The 12,717-nt window shown below is 58.0% G+C and carries 9 protein-coding genes; 4 read left to right on the top strand and 5 right to left on the bottom strand.

Annotation, left to right across the window (positions count from 1 at the left end):
• Positions 1-210: 210 nt before the first annotated feature.
• A complete protein-coding gene (locus tag ACR3ES_RS03685; RefSeq protein ID WP_480424816.1) occupies positions 211-1,083 on the bottom strand; it encodes a LysR substrate-binding domain-containing protein in 873 nt (290 codons plus the stop codon).
• Positions 1,084-1,256: 173 nt separating this feature from the next.
• On the opposite strand from ACR3ES_RS03685, the gene ACR3ES_RS03680 reads away from it, so the two are divergent.
• From ACR3ES_RS03680 to ACR3ES_RS03670, 3 genes are read left to right on the top strand one after another with little or no spacing between them, the layout of a single operon-like run.
• On the top strand, positions 1,257-3,710 hold the full coding sequence (locus ACR3ES_RS03680; protein WP_170431250.1) for a GcvT family protein: 2,454 nt from the start codon (positions 1,257-1,259) through the stop codon (positions 3,708-3,710).
• A 14-nt stretch (positions 3,711-3,724) separates the two neighbouring features.
• A complete protein-coding gene (locus ACR3ES_RS03675; RefSeq protein ID WP_170431253.1) occupies positions 3,725-5,266 on the top strand; it encodes a trimethylamine methyltransferase family protein in 1,542 nt (513 codons plus the stop codon).
• A gap of 9 nt (positions 5,267-5,275) precedes the next feature.
• A complete protein-coding gene (locus ACR3ES_RS03670) occupies positions 5,276-6,289 on the top strand; it encodes an Ldh family oxidoreductase (protein ID WP_170431255.1) in 1,014 nt (337 codons plus the stop codon).
• A 369-nt stretch (positions 6,290-6,658) separates the two neighbouring features.
• Here ACR3ES_RS03670 and ACR3ES_RS03665 read toward each other — a convergent pair whose 3' ends face one another.
• From ACR3ES_RS03665 to ACR3ES_RS03655, 3 genes are read right to left on the bottom strand one after another with little or no spacing between them, the layout of a single operon-like run.
• A complete protein-coding gene (locus ACR3ES_RS03665; RefSeq protein ID WP_170431257.1) occupies positions 6,659-8,110 on the bottom strand; it encodes a S41 family peptidase in 1,452 nt (483 codons plus the stop codon).
• The gene (locus ACR3ES_RS03660) at positions 8,110-8,430 is read right to left on the bottom strand and encodes a MipA/OmpV family protein (protein ID WP_480634364.1); all 321 of its coding nucleotides are present in this window, start codon (positions 8,428-8,430) and stop codon (positions 8,110-8,112) included. Before ACR3ES_RS03660 ends, ACR3ES_RS03665 begins: the two co-directional genes overlap by 1 nt.
• Positions 8,373-8,972 carry a MipA/OmpV family protein gene (locus tag ACR3ES_RS03655; protein WP_480634363.1) on the bottom strand — a complete coding sequence of 200 codons (600 nt, stop codon included), beginning with the start codon at positions 8,970-8,972 and terminating at the stop codon, positions 8,373-8,375. The genes ACR3ES_RS03660 and ACR3ES_RS03655 overlap by 58 nt, the downstream gene beginning before the upstream one ends.
• A gap of 183 nt (positions 8,973-9,155) precedes the next feature.
• Between ACR3ES_RS03655 and ACR3ES_RS03650 the strand changes: the two genes are divergently transcribed.
• The gene (locus ACR3ES_RS03650) at positions 9,156-10,346 is read left to right on the top strand and encodes a helix-turn-helix transcriptional regulator (RefSeq protein ID WP_170431260.1); all 1,191 of its coding nucleotides are present in this window, start codon (positions 9,156-9,158) and stop codon (positions 10,344-10,346) included.
• Between the two features lie 136 nt (positions 10,347-10,482).
• Here the strand turns inward: ACR3ES_RS03650 and ACR3ES_RS03645 are convergent, their stop codons facing one another.
• Complete coding sequence (locus ACR3ES_RS03645) at positions 10,483-12,606, bottom strand: dockerin type I domain-containing protein (RefSeq protein WP_480426433.1); 2,124 nt, start codon at positions 12,604-12,606, stop codon at positions 10,483-10,485.
• Positions 12,607-12,717: the final 111 nt, after the last annotated feature.

Here is a 12,717-nt window from a genome sequence, read left to right as displayed (position 1 = left end):
CGCCGATACTGCAGAAGGTCAGGCCTTGCCCGCTTGCCTCGGCAAGTTGGTCAGGCCACCACCATAGCAAATGTCTGATTTCCATCGATTCTTGAAAAACAGCGCGTTGCGAGCGCAGACAGTGACGTCCAGATTGGGGCCCGTCCGAGCATCAAAGTCGATTGTAGTTTCGTATCGATCCATCCTCTGCCTTTGGACCACAAACTCGATTCAGTTATTCGACAGCCACTCGATCACCCGATCCACCTGACTCGAATCGTGATTGTGTCGCGCGACATAGAAATCCAGCGGCGACGCCATGGAGTCGGGCAGCAAACGCACCAAGGTGCCGGTCTCGGTCAGATCAGCCGTCAGCCCTTCCCAGCCCAGAACGGCACCCATCCCGTCGCGCGCGGCCTGCAGGGCAATGACGTAGTTGTTCACGAAATGAGACATCCGCAGCGGTCCGCAATAGCCTAAGGCCTCGGCCCACTGTTCCCATGTGGTCCAGTGGTTTTCCGCCCAGCGAAGCTGGATGAGGGGCACCGAAGCCAAATCGGCCACCGAAGAAACCGGATGCTTGCGGGCGAATTCCGGGCTGGCCAATGCGGTGATCCGATCATTGAAAAGTCGCCTGCACTCGGTGCCTTCACTGGCCATATCCCCATAATGGATACTCAGATCGCAGGTCCCCTCGTTCCGATCCGTGTCGCTGACCACCTGTGAGACGGACACATCAGGATTTGATTTCCAGAATTCCGCAAGCCTCGGTGTCAGCCAAAGAGAACTGACAGCCGTGGTCGAGTGGATCGTTACGGCACTGCGGCTTTGGTGGGATTTCAACTGGTCCATGGCCTGACTGACCTGATCGAACCCACCCTGAATTGAAATCAGCAGATAGGCACCCTTCTCGGTCAGTTCTACGCGACGGTGCAGGCGTTGAAAGAGGGTGCCACGCAACTCCCGTTCAAGCGCTTTAATCTGGTGGCTGATGGCGGCGGGCGTCACATTGAGTTCAGCCGCAGCGCCCTTGAAACTTTCATGCCGCGCGGCCGCTTCAAAGCTGATCAAGGCACGCATCGGCAGGTGGGAAAAGCCAGTCACGGGTAAAATCCACTCAATTGTCCAGCGATCCACAAACAAATAACTGCGGACATACCGAAGTTCAGATTACTTCATCTAATCCCAAAAAAATTTTATTGCAATTGAAGCACGCCAGTCCGGCAGTTTAACAACCAGTCATTTCGACAAGTCAGCGCAGAATCGGAGAATGCCCAATGAAATCCCACGCGAAGGTCGTTGTCGTTGGTGGCGGATGCGTCGGGGCATCCATTCTTTATGGACTTACGGAACATGGCTGCAGCGATGCGGCGATGCTGGAGCGGACACAACTCACCGCCGGATCCACCTGGCATGCGGCAGGTCTGCTGGTGACATTCGTGCGATCGCACAACGTCTCCAAGATGACGCTGGAGACAATCCGCATCTATACCGAAGTTGAACAAAAGCTGGGCACCTCGGTCGGTCTGCGCAAAGTCGGGCAGCTTCGCGTGGCCAATACGCCCGAAAGATGGGACGAGTTTCAAAGCTATCTCTCTGTCGCTGAGGCTGCAGGGGTGCCCTGCAGACTGCTGACGCCAGAAGAAATCGCCAAGGTTCACCCGCTCCTCAATCAGAACGCCAACATACAAGGCGGCATCCTGCACACCGAAGACGGTTACGTGAACCCCGCCGACATCACGCAGGCGATGGCCAAGCTGGCCCGGGATGCAGGTGCAAAAGTGTATCAGAACACCGAAGCGCAAGGGTATGAGAAGCTTCCGAACGGCCATTGGAAGGTTATCACCAATCAAGGCGAGATCACCTGCGAGCATCTGATCTTTGCCACCGGCAACTACGCGCGTGAGAACGCCCGTCGCGTTGGGTTGGACCTGCCCTGTATCCCGATTGTTCATCAGTACTGGACGACGGAAACAGTCCCTCAGCTGATCGAGCGTAAAAAGCAGGGGTTGCCGGAATACCCGATTCTGCGGGACGAGGATTACGGCGCGTATCTGCGCGAAGACACGGGCGGCATTCAGTTCGGGCCCTATGAGTTCGAAAAAGACCTCAAGCTCTTTGCCGAAGACCGGGTACCGCCCGACTTTGGCGCGGATTTGTTGCCCGAGGATTTCGACGCTGTTGAAACCCAGTGGGAGCGTGCGATTGAGCGTGTCCCGGTGCTGGGCGAAGTTGGGATCAAGGCCAATACCAGAGGCCCGTTCCAAATGACACCGGACGAGTTACCCCTTGCAGGCCCGGCGCCAGGGCACGACAACCTCTGGCTGGCCGAGGGTATGCCCGGCGGCATCCTTTGGGGCGGTACGGTGGGCAACCAGCTTGCCCAGTGGATCCTCAACGGTCAGCCTGCGATTGATATGTCCGAGCTCGACCCGCGCCGGTTTGGCGACTACGCCTCAAAGCGCTGGACCATGGACAAGGTGCGCGAGACATGGGGCACGCACATGGACGCGCATATTCCGGGTGAAGACCGTTATTCCGCCCGGCCCATGCGCACGGTTGGCTCTTATGATCTTCTGACTGCGCAAGGCGCGGTCTGGACGTTGTACAACGGTTACGAATTCCCCAAATGGTTTGCGCCGTCACCTGAACAGGCGATCCCTGTCCACAGCTTCCGCCAGACCTACGCCTGGGATCATGTGACAGAAGAGGTCCGCGCCACGCGCGAAGAGGCGGGCTTCATCGACATGTCGCCCATGACCAAGTTTACCGTGAAAGGGCCCGGCGCTGCCGCCTGGCTCGATGGGTTAATGGCCAACAAGTTGCCCAGGGTCGGGCGAATGACGCTGTCGCTGATGCTGAACGCCAACGGAGGAATGGACGCCGAATACACCATCGTGCGGGACGCGGAGGATGCGTTTTACCTCGTCTCAACGCCAAATGGGCAGGTCTACAACTGGGACACTCTGCGCAAGCAGTTGCCCAAAGACGGCTCGGTGATCATGGAAGACATTTCCGAGCAGTTGGGCGTTGTTGCTCTCGCCGGTCCAAAATCCCGCGAGATACTGCAAAAGCTCACCGACAACGACCTCTCAAATGAGGCCTTCCCGTGGCTTTCAGCGCAAATGGGAGAAGTGGGCTATGCCAAGGGCGTGCGGCTCTTGCGTGTCAGCTATACCGGGGAACTGGGCTGGGAATTGCACCACCCGGTGAACTACAACCGCCATATCGTCGACCAGCTTCTAAAAGCGGGCGTGAAACCCTTTGGCGCACTGGCGTTGGAATCCATGCGCCTCGACAAGTCTTACCGCGCGATCAACCGCGAGATTTGCAAGGATATGACGCCTTTCGAGGCCGGTCTGGATCGCTTCGTGGCCTTCACCGAAAAGGTGCAGGGCGTCAAACGCGAGCGGGACTTTATCGGCAAGGAGGCTTTGCTGAAGCAAAAGGCTGAGGGCGGCTACAATACGCTTGTCACCCTCAAACTGCCGTACTGCGACACCTCGGTCATCGCTTATGAGGCGGTGTATAAGGATGGTAAGATCGTCGGTCGCGTGACCTCGGGCGGTTTCTCCTATCACTGCCAACACGACATTGCGATGGCACTGGTGCCGCAAGAGCTGACCGCGCCGGGAACAAAGCTACAAGTCAAGATCCACAATGAACTGCGCGACGGTGAAGTGATCGACATCTGTGCCTATGATGCGACCAGTGCCCGCGCGCGCGCATAAATGGAGGACCGGTCATGACAGAAGAACAGGCCAAACCTCAACGCGCCGGTCGTTCCGGAGGGCGGGCTGCGCGGGTATCGGCACGGACCAATCCACCGCCGGTTTATCTTTCTACCCTGCATCGGCAGATCGGACCGATTGATCTGCTCGGCCCCGAAGGCGTTGAAGAGATACACAACGCAGCAATGACCATTCTGGAAACAACCGGCATCGAGTTTCGCGATCCGGTGGCGCTGGCCGATTGGAAGCGCGCGGGCGCGGATGTCGAAGATCAGCGCGTGCGCATCGGCCGCGACATGCTGATGGACCTGATTTCTTCGGTGCCCAAAGACTGGGACTATCACGCCCGCAATCCCGAACGCTCGGTCCGCGTCGGCGGGCGCGACACGGTGTTTGCCAATGCCTATGGCGCACCGTTTGTCTATGGGCTCGACGGTGTGCGGCGGCCATCCACGCTGGAAGACGCGCACAACTTCTTCAAATTGGCCCAGATGAGCCAAAGCATGCATGTTCCCGGCATCCTTCCGGCCGAACCGCAAGACGTACAGGTTCCGCTGCGCCATCTGGAGCTGGTCCACGCCGCGCTGACGCTGACAGACAAACCGATCAAAGGCTCGGTCCTTTCGGAAAATGCCGCGCGCGAGACAATGGACATGCTGCGCATTGTTCATGGCGCGGATTTTGTGGACGAAAACGTGGTCGTCGCGGCGCTTTTGAATTGCAACACCCCGCTTGTCTGGGATGACACGATGTTGCAAAGCCTGCGCGTTTATGCAGGCGCAAACCAGCCTTGCCTGCTGTCGCCCTTTGTACTTGCAGGGGCCTCAACCCCCGCCAGCCCGACCGGCGGCGTCGCCTTGCTGATCGCCGAAAGCCTGGCTGGCATGGCCTATTCACAAATCATCCGCCGGGGTGCGCCGATGGTTCTGGGTGTGGCAATCATGGGCGTGTCGATGAAAACCGGTGCACCGATGATGGGTTCGCCGGAACCGGGGCTGATGAACCTGCTCGTTGGCCAGATGGCGCGGTTCTACGATGTGCCGTGGCGCTCGTGCACCATGTGGTCCGGTTCCAAATCGCCGGACCTTCAGGCTGCATTCGACAGTGCCAACACCATGTGGCCCGTGCTGCTGGGCGGCTGCAACTATGTGGTGCATTCCGCCGGCTTCGTCGAAGGCGCGCTGGGCGTCAGCTATTCCAAGTGGATCCACGATAGCTACCAGCTCGAAGGTTACCACCGCTTCTTCTCCGGTTTGAAGAAAGAGAACCTGAGCAGCATTCTGGACGATGTGTCCCGTATTGGACCCGGCGGGCATTTTCTCGGCACAGATCACACCCGCGAGAACCCGATGGTGATGAACCCGCTGCAAAACAATGACAGCTTTGAGCAATGGGAGCTTGAAGGCGCCAGAAACGCCGATGAAGTTGGCCGCGAAGCCGCACGCAACATGCTTGCTAACTATGTCCAGCCGCCAATGCCTGACGACATTCGTGGCGCGCTTGATGAGTTTGTGGCGAACAAAAACCAAGCTTACAACAAACGTGTCAGCGCTTAGGAGGGTCCAATGGAAACTACGGTAATCTCACTTGATGAGGTCCGGGCCCTGGCCAAAGCCATCCTGACCAAGGCAGGCATGAATGACAGCGGCAGCGATGTTCTGGCCGAGCTGGTTTATAAATCCGAGCGCGACGGCCCCCGCAGCCATGGCCTTCGGATGCTGCCCGTCTACGTGCAAAGCTTCTCTTCGGGATACGCCAACCCCGATGCCAATCCCACCGTGTCGGAAACCGCGCCGGGGGTTCTGCGCGGCAATGGCGATAACGGCTATTATCAGATCGTCGCCGAGCAAGCCCGTGAGCAGCTGATCGCCATGGCCCGCAAGAACGGCATCGCCGCCTTCACCTGCGCCAATTGCCATCACCTTGGCGGGTTGCGCTTTGACACCGAACCACTTGCCGAAGCCGGTCTTGTGGCGCTTGGCGTGGTCAATTCGCTTTCGATGGTGGTTCCCCACGGCGGCGCCAGGCCGGTCTTCGGGACCAATCCGATGTCCTTTGCCTGCCCGCGTAAGGACCAAGCGCCAATTGTCTGGGATCAGGCGTCTTCGGTTGTCGCCCTGATGGACGTGCGCATGGCCGCCGCAGAAGGTCACGAGTTGCCGCTGGAAGGCGGGCTTGATCATGACGGCAGGGCCACCAATGATCCGAACGCCATTCTGGAGACCAAAAGTCTGTTGCCCTTCGGCGCACATAAAGGCAGCGCGATCGCGTTGCTGATCGAAATTCTGGGTGCGGCGCTGGCAGGGGGCACGCTCTCGGTTGACAATGAGGGTCGCGAGGCGCATGGCGCACTCAACATCAAGGGTGGTGCAACGCTGATCGCGATTGATCCGGTCAAATTCGGTAATCCGGGCTTCGACGACTACGTCACCCGCATCTGTGCCGAGATCGACGGCAACGGCGATGCACGCGTACCCGGCGACGGCCGTTTGGCCAGGCGCGCGACCTCTGGCGCTGAGGGCGTGACTGTCAGCAATGACTTGCTTGAACAGTTGCGCGATCTGGCCGGAGCTGAATGAACAAGATCACTGCTGGCGGCGGTGGAGACTTTGCTGCATTTCCAAAGCACGGGCCTTGCATGCCGAGAACCTTCACGCCACCGTCCTTGAGTCGGGCAAGACTGGCCAAGATGTCAGTTGAGACTTCTGCGCGTTTGCCGCCATATATGCGGTCGGGTCACATTCAGTCCACCCGTTGGGTGAGACGGAGGTATCTGGACAATATCATCGAACAGGCGCATCGTTTTATCAAGCCGCGCAGGTGATCCGCAACGGCCTCGTACACCCGCACCCAGCCGCTGCCGTAAATCCTACAGCGCGCCGCTTAAACCGCACTAACACCATAATCCAGGCGGCCAACAGTAAATGCAAAACGGCACCTTCTCGCAATCAAAAGCGCCTTTGCCTTCCCCCGCCATCTTGGTTTCCGGCAACTGGACGATCCTGTCCGCTAATTCTCTGCCGGAGTCGTTCGATGGTTTCCGCATGCTGTGTAAAGCCCAAGCCGGGCTCAAAGATCGGTTGGCTGATGTGCGGGGGGATCCCAATACCCTCCCACGAGACACCCCGTTGATCGCGCGCGATATGGCTTGACAAACCGACTATCCACCCATTGGGCAACTCTTTCTCTAGCACTTCTGACAGAATGCCGTTGGTGGGCTCGCCGATATGAACAACATTGGGCAAACCTCGCATATAGAGAGCCATGTGCTCGCCCGCGCTGAGAGTCGCTGGGCTTGTCACCAGATAGGTGGGCCCATGGAAACCGGGGCCCGGACTTGGGTCCAGCGTATCGCTTTGAACAACAACGTCCCTGGCATCACATCGCTGGTAAGAAATCCCCGGCAACGCCACTTCGGTAAAACGTGAGGCGACCTGCTTGGCCGCAAAGGCAAACCCCCCGCTGTTGAAACTGATGTCAACAATGACAGCCTTGACATTCGCCTCGGCAAAATATTGGAAAACGTCATCAAGCGTGCCCTCCAAGGCAACATAATCTGCCCGCGGATCATCGTCCCCATTACCCGAAAATCCCGCAAGACCCAAAATGGCAAGATACCCGACATTGCCGTCTAGTATTCCATATTGGACGAGGTCCAATTCGTCGGCTTCGCTTTTTCCAGACAGAATGTCCTGCCTGACGTTCTGTTTCAAATATTCGAGTGCAAGGCTCTGATACTTCTGCTCATCTACGCGTGCAATCAGGCCTGACCTGTCCATAATCAAATTGTGATAGGTATCGTTTGCGGGAGAGTGCCGAACCCTGTCTCCGCTCAGTTCGGCAATAATCGAAACATGGCCGTCCCGAATTCCGACCAGCATCGCAGCGAACACCTCAAGAAGTTCGGCATCGCTCAGGTCGGGCCTGAGCCTCTCTCTGGCCATCTGAACGCGGTACTCCCAATTAACACCATAGAGATCAAAGAACGCGTAATGCGCTTGGAACAACGCCGCAAAATGCTCGAAATTCCCCCCGACTGTATTCGGAACCGGGCGGAGACAGGCCCGAGGCAGTTCGAGCACCCGATAGTAGGGAAGGAAGAAAGGCTCTGGCCCATCACGCTCGATCAGGCGTTGCCTGTCGCGGTCAAAGGTCCAACCATTAGCCCGGCCAATCGAGCGCCGGCGTTCAACATCCGTCTTCAGGCAGGTGGTTGCTGTTACATCGTATTCCGTGACCTTTCTGGCAGAGACGTCCAGAAGAAATCCCGATCCATCGGACCGCCAGACCCCTTTGGGCGTGACGAACTCTCCCTCCGCGGGGCCGGTGCAGGACGACATACCCAGCCCTGTGCCAATCAGACAGGGCAGGACAAAAACGATCCGGATCCCGCGTCGCATCAGAACTGAAAGACCATGAACAGACCCATCAAAGCCGTGTCTGACGCATCAACAAGCGGGCTGTTCTGTATCGTTTTGTCTAACAGTTGGTATTCTGCAAAGCCAACGATGGCAAAGTGATCGGTGATCGGAAAAGCAACTGAAGCCTCGACAAAGGGACTTACAGATATGTCAGGCGCATAGGCCGCGCGATACGCATTTGCCTCGGCGGCGGTCACACCATAAAGGTAACTTCCAAGGTTCTTGTCTTGGACAGTCGCCCCTAAGCCCAGATCGACAATCGCTTCTCCAACCTCAAAGTCCCGCGCGACATCGAACACCGCTTCATACCCGGAATGGGCCCCTGCCACGTCATGATGAAAGGAAAACCCCGTGCTGAAGCCCCCCAATCATAGCTGACGCTCCCACCAAGTTCGACGGCGATATCTCTCTGAAGACCTGCGAACACTGCGGTCTCGGGAAAATCCGGCCCGGCCCGAAGGTTCGCAGACAGGTCCACAGACAGAGTGTCCGTCTCCCAAAACGTCAACGCCAGTCTGTCGGGCTCGATCTCAAGCTGACGCCACCGCGCGCTTAGGTGGGGGACTGCGGCAAACTCGACATCATCGTCCCCCGTGTAGATGGATGTGGTTGCCTCAACGCCGCCGCCTATTGCGACGGACCAATCCGCGTCCGACCATGTGTTCAAAACAGCATCCGCGAAGGAGTCATTGGCCCCCAAAATATCCGCGAATGCCTCGTTGCCTCCCAGAATAAAAATCAGCAACCCGGTTCCGGCAATGCGCGCCGCCCCCGCCGGCTTGCTCCGCCAACTCTTCTCCCGGCCCGCCAGTGGCGCGAGGCAATTTTGAACGCGTGACATGTAGCAATCTCCACCTGTTTTGGAGGCGTGCTAGCGAGGCCGGGCCGGGCCGTCGTCCGAACCCGCTGGCGCAGACGATCAACCGTCCTGACCGTCCGGGACGGATGTTTTTTCCGGGCATCGAACTGTTCAGGTGGGGCTGGCTCCGGTATTCACCCAGACAAAACGACGGACAGGGTGCACATGAACATCAACGAACACCTAGAGGTGGCCGCAACGCTCAGTACCCTGACACTCGGGCTGTTCGCAGCCAGCTTCCTGCTGTTTCTGAAACGGGATTGGAAAACCTATGGCGGACTGACCGTTTTCTTTCTGTGTATCTTCTTCAATGACGTATCAGTCCTTTGGAGTTTCTTGGACCTCGCGCCCCAAACCGCTCGCCTAAGCCAATTCGTCGATGGCATCAGCGGCATCGCCTTACTGACCCTCGCGCCGAGCCTTTGGCTTTATGCAAGGGCGATTACAAGTGCCCATGAATTCGCCTATCGACCGAGGGACCTGCTGCATTTCCTTCCTACGGTCCTGACCGCGCTGGTCATTGCAGCCAGCTTGACCTTGGGCGGTGAAGAGAGGGCACGCATTTACAACGGAGCCGAAACACCGCTCACGCCTGAGCTGCGCGCGGTCATACTGTCCATGATCGGTCTGCAAATGGTATTTTTCGGCCAATGGCTGATCTACTGGGTCGCGATCTCTAGGCGGCTTTTTTATTACCGACAGCGCCTGAAAGACGTCTTTGCGTCCACAATCGGTCGGGAGATGCACTGGATCAGGGTTATCATGGTCCTGTTCTTTGTTTATTGGACGCTCTCCATCGCTCAGGCGATACTCGACGCAATTTCTGATACAGTTCTCTTCCCCGAAGTCGCGGATGACTTCCTGCTGCTGTTTCTTGTCTGGCTGCTGGCGCTTTGGGGTCTTCGTCAGGACCCAGGACTGCGTGCTCAGGGGCTTACCACCTATCCCCTTGATACGGCCCCACCCGATGCGGCGCAGCGGTACCGGAATTCCGGATTGACCCGTGAGCGGCAGGAAAAGATCGCCAGAAAGATCGAAACCGCACTTGAAACCGACAACCTCTGCAAGAACCCCAACCTGTCTCTATATGTCCTTGCCGACCATATCTCGACCCCGCCCCATTATGTGACGCAAGCTTTGAACGAGTATTTGGGAAAGAGCTTTTTTGATATGGTGAACGAATTGCGCCTGCGTGCCGCCAAAAAAGCCCTGCTTGAGACCAATGACAGCGTTCTCGACATCGCATACGGGGCCGGATTCAATTCCCGGTCTGTCTTTTACTCGGCGTTCAAGCGATATGAGGCGACGACGCCGACGGAGTACCGAAGGAGGGCCTTGGGCGACACGTCAGTCTGAACATGCTGGGTCTTTCACGTTGACCAAAGACCCGTTTTTCACGATGCGCCGGAGAGCGTAAGGGACCCGTGGATCAACAGCCTCAACTTCTGAATGGGCAGCAGCAGAAACCTGCTCAAATCACGCAGCGAATGACTTAGACAGCCTCAAGATTGCCCAACAAGATCGAAGTCATGTCAACGGTAAGCACCCCATCGACTGCGGTGACATCAACACCCGTGCTATAGTTCACGTTGTTTGGCGTGATACCGGACAAGTCCGCGTCAGCATCCAGAAAAACCCATTCCGGTTCGTGCGCAGGGGATTGGCCAACAGCCACCTGCAATATGGCCAGTGCGTCCAGCGCGTTGATCGTTCCATCCCTCGTGATGTCCGCCGCGATCAGATTCTCGGGCGCGGCAGGGCCCCATGTCGGGTCCAGACCGACGGAAATGCGCAACACCTGCAAGGCATCCAACGCGTTGATTTCACTGCTAGCCGTGGAATAGGTTTTGACAATATCCAGTTCGCCCGAAAAAGTCCCCGGTGGAAGGTCCAGATCAAACCGTCCCTGATCATCAGCTCGGGTACTTACGGTGCCGCCTCCATCGGGTGTGAACCTGATCTCTGCATCCGTCAGTCCAGGATTGGACGTCTCGGAATTCACCGATACGACCCCTAGCACCCCGCCCGAACTGTCCGGCTCCAACCCACCGAAATCGCCGAAATCGACCGGGATGTGATCCGGACCACCAAAGCCCGTGCCAAACACGTCCTGGCTGGATAGCGGCCCGCCTGAGGCCGAAAAGACGTGAACGATCTCGTCCATGTACTGAATGTCAGCCCCTTGGGCCGTAGCGGTAAACGTCAGTTGCGCCGGCGTGCGCAGCATGGGGAAGTCAAACAGGTCCAGCCGGTCGATGCCCGCTTCGAAATCTGTGATGGTCGTCGGCGCGCTGCCATATTGCATGATAAATATGTCAGCGCCCGCGCCACCCGTCATTGTGGTTGCCGCAGAGCCTGCGATCAGAATGTCATCCCCTGCCCCGCCCAGCAGAACCGAATCCAGCACACTCCCACTCAGCATATCGTCCTGCGCGCTGCCGTTTATAGTGCCAAACCCCTCCTGCACCACCCCGAGATCGGCCACCGAGAAGGACAATTGAGTCAGCCCTGCATCCTGTTGTGACGCCGCCCAGATCTGTAGCTCATCCCCGATATGGGCAACGCTCAGCGTCTGGACGTTTTGCAGACCGCTCGCCAGCGTGTCGGCAAAACTGTCCAGATGCACCAACTGGCCATCCGGCGTCAGGGTGAACAGGGTGATCCCGTCGTCTCCCCCGCCCGCCACAACGAACACACGTCCGTCCACCTCGACCACCGACAAATCCTGAACCGCGCCAAAGCGCGTGTTTAGCGTATCCAACACATGATCGGTGGGGATCAGCCTGCCGTCACTGCTCAGTTCCATCACGCTCAGCGAATTGCTGGCGGATCCGGCGACCACAACCCACGATTGCCCATAAGCCTGAACCACTTCGATGGCCGTTGGGGCCGCAATCCCAAGCGTCCCGATGGCGGCGCTATTGTCGATTGCGGTCAACGTCCCGGTGGCGGTATCCAGCGCGTGGGTTGTGATGGCATTGCTGGCAGCATCACCCGATATCACAAACTGCCCAGCCCCGGCCTGAAGAATCTGCATCGAATCGGCGCGGCCCGTTACCAGCCCGGCCAGGGTCAGGGTTCCGTCGCCATTCACCTGGTAGGTTCCGATTTGACCGGTGTCCTGATGCGCAAGGGCCAGCACATCGCCAGCACCCGCTGAGGCCTGCGCAACGGCCGAGATGTTGCCGCCCCCGGTCAGGGTTCCGGTTTCCTGCAGACCGCCAAGCGTTCCGTCCGTATTCAGATCATATCCGACCAGACCCGTTGCGGTGTTGACATCCAGCACCAGTTGCGTCGTGCCCCCCAGCGTCACGGGCGTGCCGCTACGCCCAACCAGAAAGGTAATCGTGCCGGTGTAATACTCGGTATCCATCAATTGCGGCATCGCCCCGTCAACCAGCCGCCAGACCACGACCCCACCGGCGGGGCCGGTGACCGTGTAGAGATACGTGTCCCCGTTAAACGTTTTTAAAGCCGTATCGCCGATACCTGAATCGAGCGTCGCGCTCCCCGTTGCCACCACTCTTTCGAATTGAAGCATCAAATCGATCACCCCCAAAGCCGCCTCTGGCCCCGAGAACAGGATGATCAGATGCCCAAAGCGAAACCAGAGCACAAATGTGGTGAAACCGAGGAGTTCGGCTTCAGTTTAACTCAATTTTTCCGAACCGATCGCGGCGGAAACCAGAGGGTGTAACAGATGAGCAAATCCAGACCTGGACCAAAC

The organism is Ruegeria sp. B1 (genome assembly GCF_056535885.1).
The sequence above is the reverse complement of the archived record's forward strand: the minus strand, read 5'-3'. Positions and strand labels throughout refer to the sequence as shown.

Excerpts from the sequence above, each read along its gene's own strand:
- ACR3ES_RS03680 (WP_170431250.1), top strand. The coding sequence starts at position 1,257 with ATGAAATCCCACGCGAAGGTCGTTGTCGTTGGTGGCGGATGCGTCGGG.
- ACR3ES_RS03675 (WP_170431253.1), top strand. The coding sequence starts at position 3,725 with ATGACAGAAGAACAGGCCAAACCTCAACGCGCCGGTCGTTCCGGAGGG.
- ACR3ES_RS03670 (WP_170431255.1), top strand. The coding sequence starts at position 5,276 with ATGGAAACTACGGTAATCTCACTTGATGAGGTCCGGGCCCTGGCCAAA.
- ACR3ES_RS03665 (WP_170431257.1), bottom strand. The coding sequence starts at position 8,110 with ATGCGACGCGGGATCCGGATCGTTTTTGTCCTGCCCTGTCTGATTGGC.
- ACR3ES_RS03655 (WP_480634363.1), bottom strand. The coding sequence starts at position 8,972 with ATGTCACGCGTTCAAAATTGCCTCGCGCCACTGGCGGGCCGGGAGAAG.
- ACR3ES_RS03650 (WP_170431260.1), top strand. The coding sequence starts at position 9,156 with ATGAACATCAACGAACACCTAGAGGTGGCCGCAACGCTCAGTACCCTG.